This window comes from Jeongeupia wiesaeckerbachi (assembly GCF_050916355.1).
In the GTDB taxonomy this organism is placed as follows: Bacteria; Pseudomonadota; Gammaproteobacteria; order Burkholderiales; family Chitinibacteraceae; genus Jeongeupia; species Jeongeupia wiesaeckerbachi.
In genome coordinates, this window is the sequence record NZ_CP136946.1 from 1,265,708 (window position 1) to 1,288,920 (window position 23,213).

General features: G+C 65.5%; 18 protein-coding genes and 2 tRNA genes. 9 read left to right on the top strand and 11 right to left on the bottom strand.

Annotated elements, in window-relative coordinates; translation table 11 throughout:
• Position 1: 1 nt before the first annotated feature.
• The 4 genes from R0382_RS06245 to polA form a co-directional block, all read right to left on the bottom strand.
• The gene (locus tag R0382_RS06245; protein WP_432723307.1) at positions 2 to 1,354 is read right to left on the bottom strand and encodes a sigma-54-dependent transcriptional regulator; all 1,353 of its coding nucleotides are present in this window, start codon (positions 1,352 to 1,354) and stop codon (positions 2 to 4) included.
• Positions 1,351 to 3,174 carry a sensor histidine kinase gene (locus tag R0382_RS06250; protein ID WP_432723309.1) on the bottom strand — a complete coding sequence of 608 codons (1,824 nt, stop codon included), beginning with the start codon at positions 3,172 to 3,174 and terminating at the stop codon, positions 1,351 to 1,353. The genes R0382_RS06245 and R0382_RS06250 overlap by 4 nt, the downstream gene beginning before the upstream one ends.
• Positions 3,171 to 3,566 (bottom strand): VOC family protein, encoded by a 396-nt coding sequence (locus R0382_RS06255; protein WP_432723311.1) that lies wholly within the window; start codon positions 3,564 to 3,566, stop codon positions 3,171 to 3,173. Before R0382_RS06255 ends, R0382_RS06250 begins: the two co-directional genes overlap by 4 nt.
• 170 nt (positions 3,567 to 3,736) lie before the next feature.
• Entirely contained in the window at positions 3,737 to 6,538 is a 2,802-nt protein-coding gene (polA, locus tag R0382_RS06260; RefSeq protein ID WP_432723313.1) for a DNA polymerase I, read from the bottom strand.
• Between the two features lie 61 nt (positions 6,539 to 6,599).
• On the opposite strand from polA, the gene R0382_RS06265 reads away from it, so the two are divergent.
• The 5 genes from R0382_RS06265 to R0382_RS06285 all read left to right on the top strand — a co-directional run bounded on the left by R0382_RS06265 (position 6,600) and on the right by R0382_RS06285 (position 10,707).
• Positions 6,600 to 7,334: a TIGR00730 family Rossman fold protein gene (locus R0382_RS06265; protein ID WP_432723315.1), complete on the top strand. Its 735-nt coding sequence runs from the start codon at positions 6,600 to 6,602 to the stop codon at positions 7,332 to 7,334.
• Positions 7,335 to 7,394: 60 nt separating this feature from the next.
• A complete protein-coding gene (locus R0382_RS06270) occupies positions 7,395 to 7,760 on the top strand; it encodes a DUF2782 domain-containing protein (protein WP_432723317.1) in 366 nt (121 codons plus the stop codon).
• 81 nt (positions 7,761 to 7,841) lie between these two features.
• A complete protein-coding gene (locus R0382_RS06275) occupies positions 7,842 to 8,780 on the top strand; it encodes a homoserine kinase (protein WP_432723318.1) in 939 nt (312 codons plus the stop codon).
• 61 nt (positions 8,781 to 8,841) lie between these two features.
• Positions 8,842 to 10,224, top strand: a complete 1,383-nt coding sequence (locus R0382_RS06280) for an FAD-binding oxidoreductase (protein WP_432723320.1) — start codon at positions 8,842 to 8,844, stop codon at positions 10,222 to 10,224.
• 27 nt (positions 10,225 to 10,251) lie between these two features.
• Positions 10,252 to 10,707 (top strand): hypothetical protein, encoded by a 456-nt coding sequence (locus R0382_RS06285; protein ID WP_432723322.1) that lies wholly within the window; start codon positions 10,252 to 10,254, stop codon positions 10,705 to 10,707.
• A gap of 113 nt (positions 10,708 to 10,820) precedes the next feature.
• Here R0382_RS06285 and R0382_RS06290 read toward each other — a convergent pair whose 3' ends face one another.
• The 4 genes from R0382_RS06290 to gloA all read right to left on the bottom strand — a co-directional run bounded on the left by R0382_RS06290 (position 10,821) and on the right by gloA (position 16,264).
• A complete protein-coding gene (locus tag R0382_RS06290; protein ID WP_432724131.1) occupies positions 10,821 to 11,591 on the bottom strand; it encodes an inositol monophosphatase family protein in 771 nt (256 codons plus the stop codon).
• A 161-nt stretch (positions 11,592 to 11,752) separates the two neighbouring features.
• The gene (locus tag R0382_RS06295) at positions 11,753 to 14,155 is read right to left on the bottom strand and encodes a phosphoketolase family protein (protein WP_432723324.1); all 2,403 of its coding nucleotides are present in this window, start codon (positions 14,153 to 14,155) and stop codon (positions 11,753 to 11,755) included.
• 284 nt (positions 14,156 to 14,439) lie between these two features.
• Positions 14,440 to 15,840: a sodium:proton antiporter gene (locus R0382_RS06300; protein ID WP_432723326.1), complete on the bottom strand. Its 1,401-nt coding sequence runs from the start codon at positions 15,838 to 15,840 to the stop codon at positions 14,440 to 14,442.
• A 34-nt stretch (positions 15,841 to 15,874) separates the two neighbouring features.
• Positions 15,875 to 16,264 carry a lactoylglutathione lyase gene (gene gloA / locus R0382_RS06305; protein WP_432723328.1) on the bottom strand — a complete coding sequence of 130 codons (390 nt, stop codon included), beginning with the start codon at positions 16,262 to 16,264 and terminating at the stop codon, positions 15,875 to 15,877.
• Positions 16,265 to 16,434: 170 nt separating this feature from the next.
• Here gloA and R0382_RS06310 point away from each other — a divergent pair.
• From R0382_RS06310 to R0382_RS06320, 3 genes are all read left to right on the top strand, one after another.
• Positions 16,435 to 16,510 (top strand) — tRNA-Lys (locus R0382_RS06310).
• A gap of 48 nt (positions 16,511 to 16,558) precedes the next feature.
• Positions 16,559 to 16,634 (top strand) — tRNA-Lys (locus R0382_RS06315).
• Positions 16,635 to 16,732: 98 nt separating this feature from the next.
• Positions 16,733 to 18,403: an LTA synthase family protein gene (locus tag R0382_RS06320; protein WP_432723330.1), complete on the top strand. Its 1,671-nt coding sequence runs from the start codon at positions 16,733 to 16,735 to the stop codon at positions 18,401 to 18,403.
• Positions 18,404 to 18,463: 60 nt separating this feature from the next.
• Here the strand turns inward: R0382_RS06320 and R0382_RS06325 are convergent, their stop codons facing one another.
• From R0382_RS06325 to R0382_RS06335, 3 genes are read right to left on the bottom strand one after another with little or no spacing between them, the layout of a single operon-like run.
• On the bottom strand, positions 18,464 to 19,360 hold the full coding sequence (locus R0382_RS06325) for a Dyp-type peroxidase (RefSeq protein WP_432723332.1): 897 nt from the start codon (positions 19,358 to 19,360) through the stop codon (positions 18,464 to 18,466).
• Complete coding sequence (locus R0382_RS06330) at positions 19,357 to 19,938, bottom strand: YqiA/YcfP family alpha/beta fold hydrolase (RefSeq protein ID WP_432723334.1); 582 nt, start codon at positions 19,936 to 19,938, stop codon at positions 19,357 to 19,359. The genes R0382_RS06325 and R0382_RS06330 overlap by 4 nt, the downstream gene beginning before the upstream one ends.
• A gap of 3 nt (positions 19,939 to 19,941) precedes the next feature.
• Positions 19,942 to 20,916: a quinone oxidoreductase family protein gene (locus R0382_RS06335; RefSeq protein ID WP_432723335.1), complete on the bottom strand. Its 975-nt coding sequence runs from the start codon at positions 20,914 to 20,916 to the stop codon at positions 19,942 to 19,944.
• 270 nt (positions 20,917 to 21,186) lie between these two features.
• Here R0382_RS06335 and R0382_RS06340 point away from each other — a divergent pair, with 270 nt between their 5' ends.
• Positions 21,187 to 23,184 carry a ribonucleoside triphosphate reductase gene (locus R0382_RS06340; RefSeq protein ID WP_432723337.1) on the top strand — a complete coding sequence of 666 codons (1,998 nt, stop codon included), beginning with the start codon at positions 21,187 to 21,189 and terminating at the stop codon, positions 23,182 to 23,184.
• Positions 23,185 to 23,213 lie beyond the last annotated feature (29 nt).

Genomic DNA, 23,213 nt, shown 5'->3' on the forward strand with positions numbered 1-23,213 from the left:
TTCAGCCGCGGAATGCGTCCGGATCGATGCCGTGGCGGGCGAGCTTGTCGTACAGCGTCTTGCGCGGCAGCGCTAGCGCCTCGGCGGCGCGGGTCACCTGGCCGCCGGTGTCGCGCAGCGCGGCCTCGATGATGCGTTTCTCGGCGCGATCGACCTGCGCGGCGAGCGAGGCCGGCGCGCTATCGCCGTCTATCCTCGGCGTGCCTTCGGGCAGACCAAGGCAGAAGCGTTCGGCGACGTTTTTCAGCTCGCGCACATTGCCGGGCCAGTCGTACGCCTGCCAGCGCGCCAGATCGCCGGCGCTCCAGCTTGGGGCCGAGCGGCCGAAACGCTGCGCGGCCTCGTGCAGGAAATGCCCCATCAGCAGGGCGAGGTCGCCCTTGCGCTCGCGCAGCGGCGGCAGATCGAGCGTGACGACGTTGAGCCGGTGAAAAAGGTCGGCGCGGAAATGCCCGGCGGCGCTTTCCAGCTTCAGATCGGCCTTGCTGGCGGCGACGATGCGCACGTCGACGGCAATCGCCGCATTGCCGCCGAGCCGTTCGACCTTGCGCTCCTGGATCACCCTGAGCAGTTTCACCTGCAGCGACAGCGGCATGCTCTCGATTTCGTCGAGGAAGAGCGTGCCGCCGTCGGCGTATTCGATCTTGCCGATGCGCCGCTTGGCCGCGCCGGTATAGGCGCCGGCTTCGGCGCCGAAGACTTCGGCCTCGAAGACGCTTTCGGGCAGCGCGCCGCAATTGAGCGCGACGAACTGGCCCTGCCGGCCGCTGGCGATGTGCAGCGCCCGCGCGACGACGTCCTTGCCGCAGCCGGTTTCGCCATTGACGAGCACGTCGATCTGCACCGGCGCGACCGCAGCGATCGTCTGCCGCAGTGCGGCGATCGCCGGATGCTGGCCGATCAGCAATTGTTCGAGCGGTTCGCCGAGCCGGGTGCGCAGCCGCTGGTTTTCCCACGACAGCCGGCGCTTTTCCAGCGCGCGCCGCACCTGTTCGACCAGCCGTTCGGAGGTAAATGGCTTTTCGATGAAATCGTAGGCACCGTCGCGCATTGCACCGACCGCCATCGTCACGTCGCCGTGACCGGTGACGAGGATCACCGGCAGCTCGCGTTCCAGCGTTTGCAGCTCGCGCAGCAGCGCCAGCCCGTCGCGCCCCGGCAGCCGGACGTCGCTGACGACGACGGCCGGACGTTCGCCATCGGCCAGCGCATCGAGCAGCGATTCGGCGTCGCCGTGGCTGCGCACCTGGAAACCGGCCAGCCGCAGCGCCTGTTCGCTGCCCCGGCGGACGATGGCGTCGTCCTCGACCAGATGGATGGATTGCGGGAAGTCATCGGTCAGCAGGTCGGTCATGGCGTCGGCAGGGTCAGGATGAAGAGGGCGCCGCCGTCGGCCGCGTTCTCGGCGGCGAGGCTGCCGGCAAAACTCTGCACGATGGTGTGCGAAATCGCCAGCCCGAGGCCCAGCCCCTTGCCGACCGGCTTGGTGGTGTAGAACGGTTCGAACAGTCTGGCCAGCGCTTCGGGCGCAATGCCGGCGCCGTGGTCGCGGATGCGGATCTCGGCCCGGTCGCCTTCGGTGCTGACGTCGACGGCCAGCACCGGCGCCGGCTGGCCTTCCATGGCATCGAGGCCGTTGCGCAGCAGGTTGACCAGCACCTGTTCGAGCTGCAGCGCGTCGGCGCGGACGATGTCGTCGGCGACGTGAACGGTGATGCGCGCACCGAGCTCGCGCCGGCGCGGCTCGATCAGCATCTGCGCGTTGGCGAGCGCATCGGCGAGCCGTACCGGTTCGAGCCGGGCCGAATCCTTGCGCGCGAAGGTTTTCAACTGGCCGACGATGCGGCCCATGCGCTGCGCCAGCTGGCTGATCAGCCGCAGGTTTTCGCGGGCCTCGGCCGTTTCGTTCAGCTCGAGCAGCTTGGCGGCGTTGTCGGACAAGGTCGTCAGTGCCGCCAGCGGCTGGTTCAGCTCGTGGGTGACGCCGGCGGACATCTGCCCGAGCACGGCGAGCTTGGCCGTCTGCACCGCGTTGTCGCGCGCCCGGCGCAGCAGCGCTTCGGTGCGCTCGAGTTCAAGGATGCGTTCGGTCAGTGCTTCGTTGGTGATCACCAGGTGTTCGGTCTGCTCGGCGATGCGTGCTTCGAGCGCGGCGTGCGCGGCGCGTTGGGCCTGCAGCGATTCGCGCCGCTCGGCCAGCCGGCGGCGGCGTTGCTGGACAAACAGCCACAGCGCGGTGAGGAAGGCGAGGCCGAAGCCGAGCGCGGCCGCCTGCGCCGCCGCGCCGCGGCGAACGTCGGCGGTATCCGACAGCAGCACGATATGCCAGCCGAGCGGGCCGACGCCGGCGGTCTGTACCGTGTAATCGCGAGCCGGTCCCGGCCCGGCGACGCGCAGCCTTTGCGCCGCGCTCGCCGACGCATCGATGCGCTGGCCGGCGGCGAGCGGCTGCAGCGCCTGTTGCGGGTATTTGCGCGTACGCGTCAGCCGGGCTTGATCGGCCGGCAGCAGCGGGCTCAGCGTGCGGTAGCGCCACGCCGGCATGGCGGTCAGGAAGACGACGCCGACATCGTCGGCGACCAGCAGCGTATCGCCGCCGGCGGGCAAGGTCGCTTCGTACGGCGCGAGGCTGACCTTGACGACAGCGACGCCGATGACCCTGCCACCTTGCTGCAGCGGCGCGGACAGGTAATAGCCGGGCTCGAGGCTGGTGGTGCCGAAGGCATACATGCGGCCGGGCTGGCCGGCCATCGCCTCGCGGAAATACGGGCGGTAGTCGAAACGCCGGCCGACGAAGCCCTGCGGTTCGCGCCAGTTGCTCGCCGCCAGCGTGATGCCGTCCGGCGCGATCAGATAGGCGACCGAAACCTGCGCGTGCTGGCGGAAGGCTTCGAGGTAGCGGTTGGCGGCGGCAATGCGTGTCGGGTCGTTCGGCGCGCTCAGCGCCTCGGCGAGCGTGTCTTCCAGCGTCAGCAGCTGCGGCAGCCGCGCGTATTTGTCGAGCTGGCTGTCGAGGCTGCGGGCGTGCGCGACCAGCCGCTGGCGCGCTTCGGCCTGCTGTGCGGCCAGGCCGCGATCCAGCAGCCAGACATAGCCCGCCCACGCGATCAGGACGCTGGGCACCAGCAGCAGCGCGATCCGCAACGCGCGCCGCAGCGGCGTGGCGCGGATCATGCGTCGGATGCGCTGGCCCGGAACTGGACCACGTTGCCCTCGGGGTCGACGCCGTCGCAGACAATGAAGTCGCCGAAGCGCCATTCGGCCTCAACCGGCGGAATGCTGCCGCCCAGGCAAGCGGCGACGGTGCGTGCATTGACGAGGCTGGTGACGACGAACACCGGCTTGATCGCGGTGTTCGTGCGCGCTTGCGGCGGCACGTCGATGTGGATCGTCGCGGCGATGGCGTCGGGGATGCGCTGGACCACCAGCTCGTAGGCCGCGGTGTTCAGCACGATATACGTCGCCTCGGCGTGGCTGATCGTCATGTCGAGCACGCCGGCATAAAACGCCGCGACGCGTTCGATGTCCTTGGCGTACAGCACGGTGCCGGCTTTGGGTTTGCTCATGGTGCGGACCTCCTGTTGCTTGACACCTAAAGCTGTATCAGTAGGTGAGCGAGCCAACGCAGGTCGAATCCGCCCGAAGCACAGAAACCGGAATGGACTCAATGTCCATGAGGATTTCGAGCATCGGACGGGATCGAGATGCGCAGGCGCAGCCGCCTAATGATACGGTTTCAATGCGCCTCGTCCCAGTTGTCGCCAACGCCGACTTCGGCGACCAGCGGCACCGCCAGATCGGCGACCTGCGCCATTTTCCTCGGCAGCTCGACCCGGATCAGTTCGACTTCGTCGTCGGGGACTTCGAGTACCAGTTCATCGTGCACCTGCAGCACGAGCCGGCTCTTGAGCTTGGCATCGCTCAGCCACGCGTCGACGGCGATCATCGCCCGCTTGATCAGGTCGGCGGCGGTGCCCTGCATCGGCGCGTTGATCGCGGCGCGCTCGGCGCCGGCGCGGCGGCCGGCGTTGCTCGACCTGATCTCGGGCAGCCACAAGCGGCGGCCGAACACCGTTTCGACATAGCCCTGCTCGCGCGCCTGCGCGCGGGTCCGTTCCATATAGGCGGCGACGCCGGGGAACTGGGCGAAATAGCGGTCGATGAAGGTCTTGGCGGCGCTGCGGTCGATTTCCAGCGCGGCCGCGAGGCCGAAGGCGCTCATGCCGTAGATCAGGCCGAAGTTGATCGTCTTGGCGTAGCGGCGCTGCTCGGTGCTGACTTCCAGCGGCGACACGCCGAACACTTCCGATGCGGTCGCCCGGTGGACGTCCTGGCCCTCGGCGAAGGCCTTCAGTAGCGCCTTGTCACCCGACAGGTGCGCCATGATGCGCAGCTCGATCTGCGAGTAGTCGGCCGACACCAGCTTGTGGCCCGGCGGCGCGACGAAGGCTTCGCGGATCTTGCGGCCCTCGGCGGTGCGGATCGGGATGTTCTGCAGGTTCGGGTCGTTCGACGACAGCCGGCCGGTCGCGGCGACGGCCTGACTGAAGTTGGTGTGCACGCGGCCGGTGTCGGGGTTGACCATCGTTGGCAGCTTGTCGGTGTAGGTCGACTTGAGCTTGGAGAGGCTGCGGTTCTCCAGCAGCACCTTGGGCAGCGGGAAATCCTTGGCGAGTTCGGTCAGCACGTCCTCGTCGGTCGACGGCGCGCCCTTTGGCGTTTTCTTGATCACCGGCAGGCCGAGCTTTTCGAAGAAGATTTCGCCGATCTGCTTCGGCGAGCCGAGGTTGAACGGCTGGCCGGCGAGTTCGTACGCCTGCTGTTCGAGCTCGATCAGCTTGAGGCCGATCGCATGGCTCTGGCGGTTGAGCCGGTCGGCGTCGACCAGCATGCCGTTGCGCTCCATCGTGAACAGTACCTCGCGCACCGGCATTTCGAGGTCGCGATACAGCGCCTGCAACTGCGGCTGCTGCGCCAGCTTGGCACTCAAGGATTGGGCGAGGCGCAAGGTGATGTCGGCGTCCTCGGCGGCGTAGGCGGTCGCGGTATCGACGCCGACCTCGTCAAAGCCGATCTGCTTGGCGCCCTTGCCGGCGACCTCTTCGTACTTGATCGTCGTTTCGCCCAGCTCGCGCATCGCCAGATCGTCCATATTGTGGCGTTCGTGGCTGGCGAGCACGTAGCTCATCAGCAGCGTGTCGTCGGCGATGCCAGCCAGCGCGATGCCGTGGTTGGCGAACACGTGCTGGTCGTACTTGAGGTTCTGGCCGAGTTTCTTGTGCGCCGCCGATTCGAGCCACGGCTTGAGCTTGGCGAGCGTGGCGTCGAACGGCAACTGTTCGGGGGCCTCGGTGCCGCGGTGCGCCAGCGGCAGATAGGCGGCCTCGCCCGGCGTGACCGAGAACGAGATGCCGACGATCTTGGCGCGCATCGGGTCGAGGCTGGTGGTTTCGGTGTCGAGCGCGACGACGTCGGCGGCGTTGAGCCTGGCCAGCCAGGCGTCGAGTTGGGCGTCGGTGAGGATGGCTTCGTAATGGCGTTCAACGCTGGGGCGCTCGACCGCCGCTGCGGCGGACACGGGCGCGTCGGTGCCGGCGCTCGGCGTGTCGCTGGCCGCAGGTGCCGCGGTCAGCGGCTTGCCGAACAGGTCGCCGGCCGGTGTCGCCGCCGGTGCGGCGAGCTTGGCTTCGGCCTCGCGCTGCCAGTTGCGGAAGTTGTAGCGCTGGAACAGCGCCAGCAGCGTCGCCCAGTCTTCGGCCACCGGCGCGAGATCGGCGATGCCGTTGGGCAATTCGGTGGCGAGGTCGACGTCGGTCTTGATCGTCACCAGCGCCTTGGCCTGCGGCAGCCAGTCCAGGCTGTCGCGCAGGTTCTGGCCGACGACGCCCTTGATCGACTCAGCGTTGGCGATGATCGCATCGAGGTTGTCGTACTCGGCCAGCCATTTGGCCGCGGTCTTGTCGCCGCATTTCGGCACGCCGGGGACGTTGTCGACGGCGTCGCCCTTCAGCGTCAGGAAGTCGACGATCTGGTCGGGGCGGACGCCGAACTTGGCGAACACGCCGGCTTCGTCGAGCACTTCGTCGGTCATCGAGTTCTCGATCCGCACGTGCGCGTCGACGAGCTGCGCCATGTCCTTGTCGCCGGTCGACATGATCGCCGTCATCCCCTGCGCGGCGGCCTGCCGTGCCAGCGTGCCGATCACGTCGTCGGCCTCGACGCCGTCGACGATCAGCATCGGCACGCCGAAGGCGGCGACGGCTTCGTGGATCGGGGCGATCTGCACGCGCAAGTCGTCGGGCATGCTCGGCCGGTTGGCCTTGTATTCGGGGTAGAGGTCGTCGCGGAAGGTCTTGCCCTTGGCGTCGAACACGCAGGCGATGTAGTCGGCCGGCGTCGTCTGGCGCAGCTTCTTCAGCATATTGATGAAGCCGTAGACCGCGTTGGTCGGCGTGCCGTCGGGTGCCGAGAGTTCGCGGATGGCGTGGAAGGCGCGGTACAGGTAGGACGAACCGTCGATCAGGAGCAGGGTGGGCATGGTGTATCCGCAAGCCGCGGCCACGAGGGCGCAGCTATATTTGTAAGCAAGGAGGTGCGCGATGAATCTCAGGGACAAATTGCCGCATGTCGTCGACTCGCAGGCCGATGCCGAGCATCAGGACACGCGTGCCCGCGAAGCGTGGCGGGTATTCGAGATCATGGCCGAGTTCGTCGAGGCGACCGAGCGTCTGCAACGCATCCAGCCGGCGGTGTCGATCTTCGGCTCGGCGCGCATCGGGCGCGACCACGCCCATTATAAACGCACCGAAGAGATTGCCCGGCGGCTGTCGGACGCCGGTTTTGCGGTCATTTCCGGCGGCGGCCCCGGCTTGATGGAGGCGGCGAACAAGGGCGCGTACGACGGCGCGAGCCCGTCGGTGGGGTTGAACATTCAGCTGCCGCACGAGCAGAGCAACAATCCCTATCAGGACGTCAGCCAGAGCTTCCGCCATTTCTTCGCGCGCAAGGTGATGTTCGTCAAGCACGCCAGCGCCTACGTGGTGATGCCGGGCGGCTTCGGCACGCTCGACGAGCTGACCGAGGCGCTGACGCTGATCCAGACCGGCAAATCGCGCAAGATGCCGATCATTCTGGTCGGCAGCGATTTCTGGCGCGGGCTGATCGACTGGTTCCGCGAGCGGCTGGTCGCCGACGGCATGATCGCCGAGGCCGATCTGGATCTGGTGCAGTTGATCGACGAACCGGCGGCCATCGTCGAGGCGATCTTCCGTTTCTTCGAAACCCGTGGCTTCGAGATGTCGCCTGCAGAGCGCGAAATGCAGTTCAGTCTGTGAGCCGGAACGGTGCATTCGGTAGAATGGCCGCAACAGGCCCGTCGGGCCGAGGGAGCCCAGATGAAAACCGTGCTGACCAGCTTGATGCTGCTTGCCGGCAGCGCCGCGATGGCCGAGCTGCCGCCGATCGATCCGCCGCCGCCGCCGCCGCAATCGGTGCCGGCCGAGCAGTTGCCGCCGGTCGAGAAGCCCAAGGCCAGCAAGCCGATCGGCGAGCCCGAGGTGCGCATCATCGAGAAGGCCGACGCGACGATCGCCGAGTACCGGATGAACGGCAGGCTCTACATGATGAAGGTCACGCCCAAGGTCGGCGCGCCGTATTTCCTCTACGACCATGAAGGCAACGGCCAGTTCGAGCGCATCGACAATGCCGACTTCGGCGGCCCGCGCCTGTCGGTGCCGCAATGGACGCTGTTCTCGTGGTAGCAACGACCGCCGGTGCTCGTCGGCACCGGCGCGCTTGCGTACACTTCGCCCCTCATCCGATCGCGCCGCACTGAATCCACCATGTCCGTTTTCACCACCGTCACGCCCGATGAGATGGGCGCCTTCCTCAAGCGCTACGCCATTGGCGGCCTGGTCGAGCTCAAGGGCATCGCCGCCGGGATCACCAATACCAATTATTTCGTCACGACCACGCACGGTCGCTATGTGCTGACGCTGTTCGAGACGCTGCGTGCCGACGAACTGCCGTACTACGTCAACCTGCTCGCGCATCTGGCGCAGCACGGCATCGCCGTCGCCGGGCCGATCGCCAACCACGACAACGCCTTTGTCGACACGCTGAACGGCAAGCCGACGTTGCTGGTCAATTGCCTGCCGGGCGCGGTGATCGACGCGCCGAACGCCGCGCAGTGCCGCGAAGTCGGCGAAATGCTGGCGCAGATGCATCTGGCGGCAGGGCATTACGACGGCTACATGGCCAACCCGCGTGGCCGCGCATGGCGCGAAGCCGTTGCCGCCGAAGTGGCGCCGTTCATGGCCGACGCCGACGCGGCCGAGCTGAAGACCGAGGTTGCATCGCTGGCCGCGCAGGACTTCGACGCGCTGCCGGCCGGCGTGATCCATGCCGACCTGTTCCGCGACAACGCTTTGATCGACGGCGAACGCGTCGGCGGCTTCATCGATTTCTACTACGCCTGCAACGACACGCTGGCCTACGACGTGGCGATCACGCTGAACGACTGGTGCGTGCTGGAGAACGGCGACATCGACGCCGAGCGCGCGCGCGCGCTGCTGGCCGGCTACCAGGGCGTCCGGGCGTTCGAGCCGGCCGAAGTCGTCGCCTGGCCGCAGCTGCTGCGCGCCGCCGCGGTGCGCTTCTGGGTGTCGCGGCTGTACGACTTCCACAAGCCGGCCGCCGGCGAAATGACCTTCGCCAAGGACCCGGGCCACTTCCAGCGCGTGCTGCGGCAGCACGTCGCGCGCACGGATTTCTGGCTTTAAAATCAATGTACCGATACCCGAAACCGCCGGCAGCCGCCGGCGTTTTCGTCTGGAGACGACGATGTCGTTCATGACCGAACTCGCCGCGCTGCTCGACCCGGCCGGCATCCTGACCGGCGCGCAGATCGACGGCTATCTGCTCGACAATCGCCGCCGTTACCACGGCGCGGCGCAGGCGGTGGTGCGGCCGCGCTCGACCGCCGAAGTCGCCGCGGTGATGCGGCTGGCGCACGCGCATGGCGTGCCGGTGGTGCCGCAGGGCGGCAATACCGGCAACTGCGGCGCGGCGACGCCGGACGACAGTGGCCGCGCGATCGTGCTGTCGCTCGAGCGGATGAACCGTATCCGCGAGGTCGACGCCGACAACAACACGATCACCGTCGACGCGGGCGCCATCGTCGCCGACGTGCAGGCGGCCGCCCGTGCGGCCGGCCGGCTGTTCGCCGCCGACTGGGGCGCGGTCGGCTCGGCGCGGATCGGCGGCGCGCTCGGCACCAATGCCGGCGGCGTCAACGTGCTGCACTACGGCAATATGCGCGAGCTGACGCTCGGGCTCGAAGTCGTGCTGGCCGACGGCACGATCTGGGACGGCTTGCGCGGCTTGCGCAAGGACAATACCGGTTACGACCTGAAGCAGCTGTTCATCGGCTCGGAAGGCACGCTCGGCGTGATCACCGCCGCGGTGCTCAAGCTGTCGCCGCAGCTGTCGGCACAGGCGACGGCGCTGGTCGCGCTCGATACGCCCAGCGCGGCGGTGACCTTGCTGCGTGGCTTGCAGGATCAGGTCGGCGAGCGGGTGACGTCGTTCGAGCTGATTTCGCGTCGCTGCTGGGAACTGCTGGCCGAGCATTGCCCCGAACTGCCGCAGCCGTTCGACGCGCCACCGGCGTGGAGCGTGCTGGTCGAGCTGTCCGACGGCGGCAGTTCGGTCGCGCTGACCGAGCGGCTGGCCGAAGCGCTGTTCGCGCTCGGCTTCGACGACGCGTTGCTGGCGCAAAGCGTGACCGAAGCCAAGGATTTCTGGCGGCTGCGCGAGCACATTCCCGAATCGCAGCGCCGTCGCGGCACCAGCATCAAGCACGATATCGCGGTGCCGGTCTCGCACATTCCGGCCTTCATGCACGAAGCCGAAGCCGCGCTGCGGGCGGCGTTTGCCGATCTCGACCTGGTCGCTTTCGGCCATGTCGGTGACGGCAATCTGCATTACAACGTCTTCCTCGGCGACCTGAGCAAGGCCGTGTACGACCATGAACCGGCGATCAACGCCATCGTCTACGAGATCGTCGCCCGGCATCAGGGCACGATCAGCGCCGAGCACGGCGTCGGTCAACTGAAGCGCGATCAGTTGCCGCTGTACCGCAGCGAGATCGAGCTGAACCTGATGCGCATGATCAAGGCGGCGCTCGATCCGCTGGGGATCATGAATCCGGGCAAGGTGCTGTAACGCTGCTCAAGCAGATTGCGAGATCAGATGAACCTCATTCTGGAACGTACCGATGCCGTCCCGTTCTTCACCGAAATGAGCTCGGTCTTCAAGGCATTGGGCATGCGTGCCCGTGATTACGACTGGTTCATAAGCGATATCGAAACCAACTACTACGGGAACGGATTCACGAGCGAAGATCAATGGATGACCGGTGAAGCCCTTGAACGTTTCATCACGGAAAACACCGTGCAGTTCATTTGGGCCGTCTTTAGCGCCTTCCCGAAGGGAACCCGTTTCCCGGTGGAGGTGGCACCAACTGTTGACGGTTTCCCCGGTTACTGGAGTGGCGTTGAGGTCGCTTCCCAGCTCGCAAACGCGTTGTTCGAGATTGCTGCGTGGGATAGCAGTGCCACGATACTGGTCGGCTTGCCGGGCAAGGCAACCGAGCGTTTCGTGAGCGTATATCCGGATGCCAAACTGCTCGTTTCCGCTGGGCGCTAAAGGCACCCGATCCTTTCCGTAGATTGTCGCGGCCGCTGCGTTCAAACTACGGATATCACTCCTGGATCCACTCAACCCTGAGCTGCACTCGATCGCTGCGTGACAACGGCGGTTCAGCGGTTCTGCGTCGCCCACTGGTACCAGCTCTCGAACGCCTGCGGATGCCGCGCCGCGACGGCCGAGCGCGTCCAGACATCGCAGTGCCAGTAGTCGCGGCGCTTCAGCGTGCCGAGCAGGCAGCCGGCTTCTTCGGCGATCAGCGCGCCGGCGGCGTAGTCCCACAGCCTTTGCGCACCGTGCAGCATCAGGTCGAAGCGCCCGGCGGCGAGGTAGCACCAGTCGACGGTCGCGGCGCCGTAGTTGCGCTGGCTGGCGAACGGCGCAACGGTGACGATGCGCGTCGGCAGGTGGCCGCCGAGGTATTTGGGCTCGACCGCGGCAACCGAATCGGCGATCCGGGTCGGCTCGGACGGGGCGCCCAGACGCTCGCCGTTGAGCCAGGCGCCATGGTCGCGCCGGGCGGTGAAGGTCTCGCCCAGCACCGGCAGGTGGACGACGCCGAATTCGGAGCGGCCGTTGCGCAGCAAGGCAATCGAGACCGAAAACATCGGCAGGCCGTGGGCGAAGTTGGTCGTGCCGTCGATCGGGTCGACGACCCACAGGCCCTGCGGATTGGCCGCCAGTAGTGCTTTCTGGTCGGCGGCGCACATCTCCTCGCCGAGTACCGGGTACGGCGCGATCTGCGGCAATGCCTGGGTCAGGAAGGCCTGGCTGGCGAGATCGGCCTCGGTCAAGAGCGTGCCGTCGTGCTTGCGGTGCGCGGTGACCTGCCGGAAGCGCGGCATGATCTCGGTGGCCGAGACCTCACGGGCGCAATCGGCAATGCGGGCAAGCAGGTCGGAATCGGGCACGGCAGGCTCCATCGGTTGATGTTCCAGTGTGCCTGCTCGCAGGGAGCGCGGGCAATACGCCAAGGTAAAACAGCCCGCGCGAGGCGGGCTGTTTCAGATGCAGATCGGGGCGGGTCCCGATGCAAACCTCGGTCTTAGTAAGGCCAGACCCAGTTCTTCACTTCCGGCATGTCGTCGCCGTGCTCGGCGATGTACTGCGCGTGCTCGACCAGCTTGTCGGCAAACTTCTGCCGCACGTGCGCACCGATCTTGGACAGCTTCGGCACGCGGTCGATCACGTCGATCGCCAGGTTGTAACGGTCGAGCTGGTTGACGACGACCATGTCGAACGGCGTCGAGGTCGAGCCTTCTTCCTTGTAGCCGCGGGCATGGATGTTGGCGTGGCCGTTGCGGCGGTAGCACAGGCGGTGGATCAGCCACGGGTAGCCGTGGAAGGCGAACATGACCGGCTTGTCGGCGGTGAAGACAGAATCGAATTCGCGGTTCGACAGGCCGTGCGGGTGCTCTTCCTTCGGCTGCAGCGTCATCAGGTCGACGACGTTGACGAAGCGGATCTTCAGGTCCGGGAAGTGCTGACGCAGCAAATCGGTCGCGGCCAGCGCTTCCATGGTCGGGATTTCGCCGGCGCACGCCATCACCACGTCCGGCTCGCCGCCGGCATCGTTCGACGCCCAGTCCCAGATGCCCAGACCCTTGGTGCAGTGCTTGATCGCCTGATCCATGGTCAGGTACTGCAGCGCGGGCTGCTTGCCGGCGACGACGACGTTCACGTAGTGGCGCGAGCGCAGGCAGTGGTCGGTCACCGACAGCAGGGTGTTGGCGTCCGGCGGCAGGTAGACGCGGATGACTTCGGCCCGCTTGTTGACGACGTGGTCGATGAAGCCCGGGTCCTGGTGCGAGAAGCCGTTGTGGTCCTGGCGCCAGACGTGGCTGGTCAACAGGTAGTTCAGCGACGGCAAGGGCTTGCGCCAGTTGATGTGGCGGGTGGTCTTCAGCCACTTGGCGTGCTGGTTGAACATCGAATCGACGACGTGGATGAACGCTTCGTAGCAGCTGAAGAAGCCGTGGCGACCGGTGAGGTTGTAGCCTTCGAGCCAGCCCTGGCAGGTGTGCTCGGAGAGGATTTCCATCACGCGGCCGTCTTGCGACAGCGAATCGTTGTGTTCGTCTTCGGGCAGGTAGTCGGCAAACCAGGTCTTGCCGGTTTCCTCGAACACATTGTTCCAGCGGTTCGACGCGGTTTCATCGGGGCCGACGATGCGGAAATTGCGCTGCGCTTCGTTTTCCTTCATCACGTCGCGCAGCAGCTTGCCCATTTCGCGGGTGGCTTCGGCGTTGACGGTGCCCGGCTTGTCGAACTTGACCTCATAGTTGCGGAAGTCCGGCATGCGCAGGTCTTTGCTGGCCTGGCCGTGGACGACCGGGTTCGAGCCCATCCGGTGCTGTGCCGACGGTGCGAGTTCGACCAGTTCGGCCTTGACGCTGCCGTCGGCGTTGAACAGGGTTTCCGGCTCGTAGGACTTGAGCCAGTTTTCCAGGTTGTGGACGTTTTCGGCGTCGATGTCCGAGAACGGCACCTGGTGGCTGCGCCAGTAGTCTTCGACCTTCTTGCCCTTGATTTCCTTCGGACCGGTCCAGCCCTTGGGCGTGCGCATCACGATCATCGGCCATTGCGGGCGGGTGATCGGCTTGCCGGCGGCGACCTCCATCTTGGCGGCTTCGCGGATCGCGTTCAGCTCGTCCAGGCAGGCATCCATGGTGGCGGCCATCTTCTGATGGATGTCGTGGAAGGTCGCGTGCTTGTCGTTGAAGGTTTCGTGCTTCAGCTCAACGAAGTGCGGCTTGTAGCCATAACCTTCGAACAGCTTGGTGATTTCTTCCTTCGACAGTCGCGCCAGCACCGTCGGGTTGGCGATCTTGTAGCCGTTCAGGTGCAGGATCGGCAGGACGAAGCCGTCGTTGACCGGGTGCAGGTATTTGTTCGAGTGCCAGCTGGCCGCGAGCGGGCCGGTTTCGGCTTCGCCATCACCGACCACGGCGATGACGACCTGGTCCGGATGGTCGAACGCCGCGCCGAATGCGTGCGAGACCGAATAACCGAGTTCACCGCCTTCGTGCATCGAACCCGGGGTTTCCGGGGCGACGTGCGACGGAATGCCGCGCGGGAAAGAGAACTGCTTGAACAGCCGCTGCATGCCGCTTTCAGTGCGGTCGATGCTCGGATAGAACGTTTCGTAGCTGCCTTCCAGCCAGGTATTGGCAACCAGACCCGGGCCGCCATGACCGGGACCGGTGATGTAGATCATGTTCAGTTCGCGCTCTTTGATGAGGCGGTTGGCGTGAACGTAGATGAAGTTCAGGCCCGGCGTCGTCCCCCAGTGACCAAGCAGGCGGGGTTTGATGTGCTTACGCTCCAGGGGCTGCTTCAGCAGCGGATTGTCCAGCAAGTAGATCTGCCCGACCGACAGGTAGTTCGCGGCCTGCCAGTAGCGGTGCATCTTGTCGAGGAGGTCTTGGGAAAGCGGTTGTTGAGCCACGTGTGCACCTCTTATGCGGATAGAAATGGAGCGTTGGCACACCATGGACCGGTGCCAACGGTTGCAAACAAGTATATGCAGCCCGCCTGACCGCCCTATGACCGAGGTCAAAGGTCGGTGCCGTAGCGATTCACACGTCCATCGGCACCCGGAGGGCGGGCGTCAGGAGCCTCTTCCGTTTGTCATGTAATGACAATTGGGAAAACCGCTAAGTTCAGTGGAATATCGGAGACAGTGAAAAGTACCCGCCAGCAAGGCTGGCGGGTCTTTCAGCAGGGGTGGGATCAGTAGTGGAAGAACAGCAGCGAGGTGATCACGAAGCACGGCAGCAGGATCGCGGTCGACCACGCCATATAGCCGAAGAAGCTCGGCATCTTCACGCCGCGGTCCTCGGCGACCGCCTTGACCATGAAGTTCGGCGCGTTGCCGATATAGGTCATTGCGCCCATGAACACCGCGCCGGCCGAGATGGCCAGCAAGGTCGACGCCATCGGCCCCATCATGTGCGCCGCATCGCCGTGGGCGAGGTTGAAGAACACCAGATAGGTCGGCGCGTTGTCGAGGAAGCTCGACAGAATGCCGGTCATCCAGAAGTACATCGAATCGATCGGCGCACCGCCCGAATCGCTGACCACGCGGACCAGCGACGCCAGTTGGCCGGCCTCGCCGGCGCGCAGGATCGCAATCGCCGGCGCCATCGCCAGGAAGATGCCGACGAAGAGCTTGGCGACTTCGAGGATGGGATCCCAGTTGAAGTCATTGCCGGCGCGTACCTGCTTTGGCGTGAACTTCAGCGACACCAGCGCGATGACGATCAGCAGCACGTCGCGGGTGATGTCCTGCAGGCCGACTTCGGTGCCGAGTACGTGGAAATCGATGCCCGGCTTCCACACGCCCGACATCACCACTGCAGCAACGACGGCGGCGATCAGCACGAAGTTGAACTTGCCGAACAGCTTGATCCCCGAATCCGGTGTCGGATCGACGGCCTTGATCTCGTCTTCCTTGCTGTAGAAGTAGCGGTCGATGAAGTAGAACAGCGTCAGCAGGATCGCCGAATTCAGCGCCACCAGCGGCAGCATGTGTTCGAGCGTCCAGAAGAAGCTGATGCCCTTGAGGAAGCCGAGGAAGAGCGGCGGATCGCCGATCGGCGTCAGCCCGCCGCCGATATTGGCGACCAGGAAGATGAAGAACACGACCACATGGACATTGTGCTTGCGGTTGTCGTTGGCCTTCAGCAGCGGGCGGATCAGCAGCATCGCCGCGCCGGTGGTGCCCATGATCGACGCGCAGACGGTGCCCAGCGCCAGGATGGCGGTGTTGACCTTGGGCGAGCCGTGCAGATTGCCCCAGACGAGGATGCCGCCCGAGACGGTGTACAGCGCGAACAGCAGCAGGATGAAGGGGATGTATTCGTCGATCAGCGCATGCGCGATCACGCCGCCGGCCGTACCAACACCGAAGGTGGCGCCAAACGGAATCAGGAAGGCCAGCGCCCAGAACGCCGAAATCTTGCCGAAGTGCGAATGCCAGAAATGCGGCGCCAGCAGCGGAAACAGCGCGATCGACAGCAGGATGCCGACAAAGGGCAGGGTCCAGGCGAGGCCGAGCTGGGCGCCGTCGAAATCGGCAGCGTGCGCCAGCGCCGGCAGTACCGCCAGCAGCAGGGGGAGGAGTCGTTTCATGTCGTCCGGTCGGTGAGTGCGGCCGCGGGCCGCGTTACTGGGTGTGCTTCTGGATGAACTCGATCTTGTAGCCGTCCGGGTCCTCGACAAAGGCGATCACGGTGGTGCCGTGCTTCATCGGTCCCGGTTCGCGTACGACCTTGCCGCCCTTGAGGCGTACGGCCTCACAGGTCGCGACGATGTCATCGGTTTGGATCGCGATATGCCCGTAAGCGTTCCCGAGTTCGTACGCGGCGGTATCCCAGTTATGCGTGAGTTCGATCACGGCGGTGTCGGTTTCATCGCCGTAACCGACGAAGGCGAGCGTGAAGCGGCCTTCCGGATAATCCTGGCGGCGCAGCAGCCGCATGCCGAGCACATCGGTATAGAAGGCCAGGGCGCGATCGAGATCGCCGACACGCAGCATGGTGTGAAGTAGACGCACGGATGACTCCTCGAAGGGGGGATCGGAAGCGTAAAAGTGTAGCCCGATGTGAGTATTGCCATACAGCGGCATATTGCCGCGGCATTTTCGTCGACGGGCGAATCATTCCTGATGCAGCAGGGTTGACAAGGGTCGCGTTCGCCGATTAAGATGCGCGTCTTGTTTTGGAAGGGTCGTTAGCTCAGTTGGTAGAGCAGCGGACTTTTAATCCGTAGGTCGCAGGTTCGAGTCCCGCACGACCCACCATCCAAACCTTGACAAGCTGGCAATTGAATCTATATAGTTGCCGCTCTCGGGCTGTTAGCTCAGTTGGTAGAGCAGCGGACTCTTAATCCGTAGGTCGAGTGTTCGAGCCACTCACAGCCCACCAGTTTCACCAAAGAAGCCAGTCGAAAGACTGGCTTTTTTGCGTTTGGCCGCCACAGGGCGGGTAATACATCGCCTTGGCGGGCGATCGCGGGAAAGCACATGCAAGTAGCACGACTTCGGCACTGGGGATTCAAACTGGCGGCCCTGGCAGGGCCGTATGCGCTGCTGCTGGCTGGCCGGCTGCTGATCGACAGCGCGTTCTCACCGGCGCGTTTGCTGTTCTCGCTGCTGGTCTATCTGACATTCGCCATCGTGCTCAACCGCTGGGCGTCGGTCGGCGTCGTCATCGGCCTCGAGGGCTTCCTGACCCACGCCAACTGGGCCAAGGAGTCGCTGACCGGCGAAACGCTGGTCGCGCGCGACGTCCTGGAGGTGTCGCAAGGCGCGTCGCTGTCTAGCTATCTCGGCTGGGAAATGGCGGCGTTTGCGACGCTGTTCGTCATCGCGCTGGGCATCGGGGTGTGGAAGCGGCCGCGGTTCTCGTACTGGCGCCTGGCGGCCGGGCTCGTGCTGCCGGCGATGCTCGGCTTGCGGCTGGCCGATTCCGGCTCCGCCGGCAAGGCGGTGAACACGGTGCTGAGCGAGGGCTTCAACGCCCATTACCTGTCGTACAACTTCAACGAGAACGCCAAGCAGAACGGCATCTTCGCCCATCTGTACTTCACCGCCGAGAGCATCAAGTTGCCGAAACGTGGCCCGCATGCGTTCTACGACAGCACGCCGGCCCCGCTCGATCCGGCGCCCGAGCCCGATGTCGCGCTGATCCTGTGCGAAGCGTGCTTCACCACCACCGACGACCGCTTCCGCACGCCGATCGCCGAACTGACCAGGCTGGGCTTCACCGAGTCGACCGCGATCAGCCCGGTTTATGGCGGCGGGACGTCCGAGGCCGAGTTCGAGCTGCTTGCCGGCCTGTCGTCGCAGGTGCTGCCTGGCGTCGATTACCAGAACTTCGGCCCCGATTATCGCGACGGCGCCGAATCGCTGGTGTCGCGCTTCCGCGCCGCCGGCTATCACACCACCGGCATCCACAACTTCTATGGCTCGTTCTGGAAGCGCGATACGGTCTACAAGCATTTCGGTTTCGACGAGCAGCATTTTGTCGAAACCATGGCCTGGCACACGCGGACCTGGCCGTCCGACGCCTTGCTGTACCAGCGCGCGCTCGAGGTCTACGCGCGGCAGCCGGCGAAGCAGAAACAGTTCATGTTCCTGGTGACGGTGATGACCCACGGTGCGTACCGCAGCAGCGACAATGGCGAAACCGACTACCGCAACCGGCTCGGCGCCGCCGTCGCCGAGATGCAGAAGTTCGTCGCCGACCTCGAAAAACGCGCGAAGAAGCGCAAGCGGCCGCTGACGGTGATCGTCGTCGGCGATCACAAGCCCTCGCTGACGGCGGTGTTCTACCGCAAGGGCGTGTTCGACGCCGGCTACTTCCGCACCACCGGCGCTGCCAACGGCGATTTCCGTTTCGCCTTCAAGCTGACCCCGGCGCAGTATCGCGCGCGGGGCGAGGTGCCGGTCTTCATCAAGACCGGCGGGCTCAAGGGGCGCAATGCCGATCCGGCGGCGCTGGCGGCACGCGTCGCCGAACGGCCGATGTTCTGCCTGGCGAGCGAGGTGGCGCGGCTGGCGAGCGGCAATGATCGATTCTGGCCGGCGCTGGCGGGGATCTGCGAGCGCAGCCCGGATGATCTGGCCAGACACGGCAAGGCGGCATGGCAGCCGGTGTTCCCGCTGCCGCTGTACGCCGAGCGCCTGTTCTGAGCCGCTAGCAAAAAACCCTCGCGATGCGAGGGTTTTTTCATGTTCGTGGCTGCACCGGCGTCAAACCAGCGTGGCGAGCTTTTCCTTGCTCGGCGCAAAGAACGCGCCACCGCTGACCGCACGGGTGTAATTGAGCAGGTGATCGACGCGGCCGTCGCTGGTCGGCGAGATCATCCGCGCCAGCATTCTTTCGAAAATCGTCGGCGTATGGCAGTAGCTGGCGAAGTACAGCCCGCGTTCGCCACCCGGTGTGCCGTAGGGCAGCGAATGGCGCAGGATCGCCAGTTCCTCGCCGTTTTCCTCGATCACCACGCGGCTGATGTGCGCGGTTGCCGGTTTGTCGTCGTCGTCGAGTTCCTCGTCATCATCGCGGGTCCGGCCCATCACGGCTTCCTGCTGCTTGACCGGCAGCTTCTGCCAAGCGTCGAGCCGGTGCACATAGCGCTGCGTATGGATGTAACTGCCGCCGGCCCAGTCACCGTCGGCCACGAGCGCGACGGCCGGGCGCTCGTCGGCGTCCGGATTTTCGGTGCCGTCGACGAAGCCGGTCAGGTCGCGGCCCTCGGCGCGGCGGAAGGCGGTGACGTTTTCGACCGGTTCGAGCCAGCCCGACAGGGCGTCGACGCAGGCATCGGCCAGATCGAACAAGCGGTCCTGGTGTTCGCCGCGCAGATGGATCAGCACGTCGGCGTCGCTGGCCGGCGCGGCGTGCACGGCGCCGGGAATGCGTGGGAACGCGCGCAATTCGGCCGGGCGCGGGCCGTCGAACACGTCGCCGAACGCATCGGCGCCGAAGGCGACGACACCGAGGCAATCCTGCGCCGCCAGCCGGGCCTGCAAGGTCGCCAGACATTCACGGCTCTTGGCATCGATGCGCCGGCCCAGACGGCGGCGCAGCAGGACGAAATAGGCGTGGGACGAGGCGAGCGGCAGGATGCCCGATTGCGGTGTAGTCATGCTTGTCCTTGTGCAAAGTCCCAGATGGCGGGCAGCCAGTCCGGGTAGTTTTGAAAGCCATGGTCACCGCCGTCGATGACGGTTTGACGGCAGCCGGCGTATTTGTCGACCGCTTCGCGGTAATCGAGCACCTCGTCGCCGGTTTGCGCCAGCAGCCAGTAGCGGCGCGGATCGCTGATGCCGCGTTCGAGCGATTTCAGCGTAGGCGCAAACGACGCGTCGATCACGTGATACTCGCCGGTCTGGTAGTTGCGTTGCGGACCGAGGTGCTTGTTCAGCAGCTCGTACGGCTTGACCGCCGGGTTGATGAGGATGGCGCGGGTCCCGAATTCTTCGGCCGCCCAGGTCGCGAGATAGCCGCCGAGCGAGCTGCCGATCAGGCAGAACGGTGCGCCGCGCAGCCGGGCGATCGAGGCGTCGATCGCGTCGCAGGCAGCCTGTGGCGCCATCGGCAGTTGCGGGCAGTGGAAATAGTCGGCCAGCCGCTGTTCGGCCATCCAGACCGCGGTGTCCTGTGCCTTCTGCGAAAAGGGGCTGGAGAGGAATCCGTGCAGGTAAACGAGGTGGACCGGTGGCATCGTTCAGGGTACCAGCAGCGTCGAGCCGATGGTGCGGCGCGCTTCGAGCTCGCGGTGCGCCAGGGCCGCGTCGGCGAGGGCGAAGCGCTGGCCGATGTCGGCCAGCACATGGCCGCGGGCCACGGCGGTGAAGTAGTCCTCGGCGGTGTCGAGCAGCTCCTCACGCGTGGCGGTGTAGTGGCCCAGCGTCGGCCGGGTCAGGAACAGCGAGCCTTTCTGCGCCAGCAGGTTCGGCGAGAATGGCGGCACCGCGCCCGAGGCATTGCCGAACGACACCAGCATGCCGCGCGGGCTGAGGCTGTCGAGCGAGCCGTCGAAGGTTTCCGCGCCGACGCCGTCGTACACCACCGGCACACCGGCACCGGCGGTGATTTCGCGCACCCGGGCGGCGAAGTCGTCGACCCGGTAGTCGATGACGTGGTCGCACCAGCGGCTCGCCAGCGCGCATTTTTCAACGCCGCCAGCAGTGCCGATCACCGTCGCGCCGAGCGCGCGCGCCCATTGGCAGGCGATCTGGCCGACGCCGCCGGCGGCGGCGTGGATCAGCACCGTCATGCCGGCCTTGACCGGGAAAGTGCGTTTCAACAGGTATTGCGCGGTCATGCCACGCAGTAGCGTGCCGGCGGCGACGTCGTCGCTGATCGCCTCGGGCACCGGCACCAGCTTGGCGGCCGGCACGATGCGGTGCTGCGCATATGCGCCCGGCGCGCCGCCGGCGTAGGCAACGCGGTCGCCCGGACGGAATTCCTTCACGCCGTCACCGACGGCCTCGACCACGCCGCACGCCTCCTGACCGAGGCCGGTCGGCATCGCCAGCGGATACAGCCCGCTGCGGTGGTAGGTATCGATGAAATTGACGCCGATCGCGGTCTGGCGGATCAGCACCTCGCCAGCGCCGGGCGCTGCCAGCGTGACGGTTTCCAGCTGCAGCACGTCGGGATCGCCGTGCCGGTGAATGCGGATGACTTGAGTATCCATGGGGTATCCAGCGTGTAGTCCAGAACGGCCGATTACATTCTAGCGAGGTCGCGTCGGGCGCGTCCGGCATTAGTCACACAGCATACGCCGATCGCGGGCGTGTCTCGGCGATTTGGCCGTTGTCGGCAAGCCGGGTCCGGTGGCGGTTTGACCTGGGTCAAGCACCGCCGATTTGGGACGGCGAGCGCCGGTTGAACACAATATATTGTGTCCGTTCCCAGCATATCCACCATATGTTGATAAATTGTTGATAGAAAGTTGATAGGCCCGATGACTACCACACCCCAGTACGTGATCAAGCGCGACGGTCGCATCGTTGCTTTCGATGCCGACAAGATTGCCCTGGCGATCGCTGCGGCCGGCCGCGCCAGCGGCGAATTCGACGCCGACTGGGCGCAGGCGCTGTCGGGGACCGTGCTCAAGCGCCTGCCGGCCGGAACGACGCCGGCGATCGAGGCGATCCAGGATGCGGTCGAGGAAACGCTGCTCGTTTGCGACCACCTGAAGACTGCGCGTGCCTACATCGCCTATCGCGAAGCGCATTCACGGTTGCGCGCCGACACCCGCACCGTCGTCGACGTCGGCGCCAGCATCAACGAATACCTCGACCGCTCGGACTGGCGCGTCAACGCCAACGCCAACCAGGGCTACAGCCTCGGCGGGCTGATCCTCAACACCAGCGGCAAGGTGATCGCCAACTACTGGCTCAACCACGTCTACCCGCCCGAAGTCGGCGAGGCGCACCGCTCGGGCGCGATCCACGTCCACGATCTGGACATGCTCGCCGGCTACTGCGCCGGCTGGAGCCTGCGCCGGCTGCTGACCGAAGGCTTCAACGGCGTGCCGGGCAAGGTCGAGGCGACGCCGCCGAAGCACATGGGTAGTGCCGTCGGCCAGATCGTCAATTTTCTCGGCACCTTGCAGAACGAATGGGCCGGTGCGCAGGCGTTCTCGTCGTTCGATACCTATATGGCGCCCTTCATCCACGTCGACGACCTGAGCTACGCCGAGGTCAAGCAGCACATCCAGGAGCTGATCTACAACCTCAACGTGCCGAGCCGCTGGGGTACGCAGACGCCGTTCACCAACCTGACCTTCGACTGGGTCTGCCCCGACGACCTGAAGGAGCAGATCCCCTATATCGGCGGCGTCGAGATGCCGTTCGCCTACGGCGAGCTGCAGGCCGAGATGGAAATGATCAACCGCGCCTATATCGAAGTGATGATGGAGGGCGACGCCAAGGGCCGCGCGTTCACCTTCCCGATCCCGACCTACAACATCACGCCGGACTTCGACTGGGACCACCCGAACACCGAACTGCTGTTCGAGATGACCGCCAAGTACGGTCTGCCTTACTTCCAGAACTTCCTCAATTCCGAGCTGCAGCCGAATATGGTGCGCTCGATGTGCTGCCGGCTGCAGCTCGACCTGCGCGAACTGTTGAAGCGCGGCAACGGGCTGTTTGGCAGCGCCGAGCAGACCGGCTCGCTCGGCGTGGTGACGATCAACTGCGCCCGCCTGGGCCATGAATTCCGTGGCGACGAGGCCGCGCTGTTTGCTCGCGTCGATACGCTGATGGACATCGGCAAGACCTCGCTCGAACTCAAGCGCAAGGTGATCCAGCGGCTGATCGACAACGGCCTGTATCCGTACACCAAGCGCTACCTCGGTACCTTGCGCAACCACTTCAGCACGCTGGGGGTCAACGGCGTCAACGAGATGATCCGCAACTTCAGCGGCGACGCCTTCGACATCACCGATCCGCGCGGCCATGCGATGGCGGTGAAGCTGCTCGACCACATCCGCGCGCGGATGACCGAGTTCCAGGAGGAAACCGGCCACCTGTACAACCTCGAAGCGACGCCGGCCGAAGGCACGACCTACCGCTTCGCCCGCGAAGACAGGAAGCGCTATCCGGACATCATTCAGGCCGGTACGTCCGAACAGCCTTACTACACCAACTCGAGCCAGCTGCCTGTTGGCTTCACCGACGATCCGTTCGAAGCGCTGTCGCGTCAGGACGAGCTGCAACGCAAGTACACCGGCGGCACCGTGCTGCATCTGTATATGAACGAGGCGGTGTCGAGCGCGGCGGCGTGCAAGGCGCTGGTGAAAAAATCGCTGTCGACCTTCCGCCTGCCGTACCTGACGGTGACGCCGACGTTTTCGGTCTGCCCGACCCACGGCTATCTCGCCGGCCACCACGAATTCTGCCCGAAGTGCGATGCCGAGCTGATCGCCAAGAAGACCGCAGCCTGCTGCGACTGAACCACGTGCGGCCTGCTCCGGCGGCCACT

Bases quoted from the DNA above. Each gene is read 5' to 3' on its own strand.
- R0382_RS06245 (WP_432723307.1), bottom strand. From the start codon at position 1,354: ATGACCGACCTGCTGACCGATGACTTCCCGCAATCCATCCATCTGGTC.
- R0382_RS06250 (WP_432723309.1), bottom strand. From the start codon at position 3,174: ATGATCCGCGCCACGCCGCTGCGGCGCGCGTTGCGGATCGCGCTGCTG.
- R0382_RS06255 (WP_432723311.1), bottom strand. From the start codon at position 3,566: ATGAGCAAACCCAAAGCCGGCACCGTGCTGTACGCCAAGGACATCGAA.
- polA (WP_432723313.1), bottom strand. From the start codon at position 6,538: ATGCCCACCCTGCTCCTGATCGACGGTTCGTCCTACCTGTACCGCGCC.
- R0382_RS06265 (WP_432723315.1), top strand. From the start codon at position 6,600: ATGAATCTCAGGGACAAATTGCCGCATGTCGTCGACTCGCAGGCCGAT.
- R0382_RS06270 (WP_432723317.1), top strand. From the start codon at position 7,395: ATGAAAACCGTGCTGACCAGCTTGATGCTGCTTGCCGGCAGCGCCGCG.
- R0382_RS06275 (WP_432723318.1), top strand. From the start codon at position 7,842: ATGTCCGTTTTCACCACCGTCACGCCCGATGAGATGGGCGCCTTCCTC.
- R0382_RS06280 (WP_432723320.1), top strand. From the start codon at position 8,842: ATGTCGTTCATGACCGAACTCGCCGCGCTGCTCGACCCGGCCGGCATC.
- R0382_RS06285 (WP_432723322.1), top strand. From the start codon at position 10,252: ATGAACCTCATTCTGGAACGTACCGATGCCGTCCCGTTCTTCACCGAA.
- R0382_RS06300 (WP_432723326.1), bottom strand. From the start codon at position 15,840: ATGAAACGACTCCTCCCCCTGCTGCTGGCGGTACTGCCGGCGCTGGCG.
- R0382_RS06320 (WP_432723330.1), top strand. From the start codon at position 16,733: ATGCAAGTAGCACGACTTCGGCACTGGGGATTCAAACTGGCGGCCCTG.
- R0382_RS06325 (WP_432723332.1), bottom strand. From the start codon at position 19,360: ATGACTACACCGCAATCGGGCATCCTGCCGCTCGCCTCGTCCCACGCC.
- R0382_RS06330 (WP_432723334.1), bottom strand. From the start codon at position 19,938: ATGCCACCGGTCCACCTCGTTTACCTGCACGGATTCCTCTCCAGCCCC.
- R0382_RS06335 (WP_432723335.1), bottom strand. From the start codon at position 20,916: ATGGATACTCAAGTCATCCGCATTCACCGGCACGGCGATCCCGACGTG.
- R0382_RS06340 (WP_432723337.1), top strand. From the start codon at position 21,187: ATGACTACCACACCCCAGTACGTGATCAAGCGCGACGGTCGCATCGTT.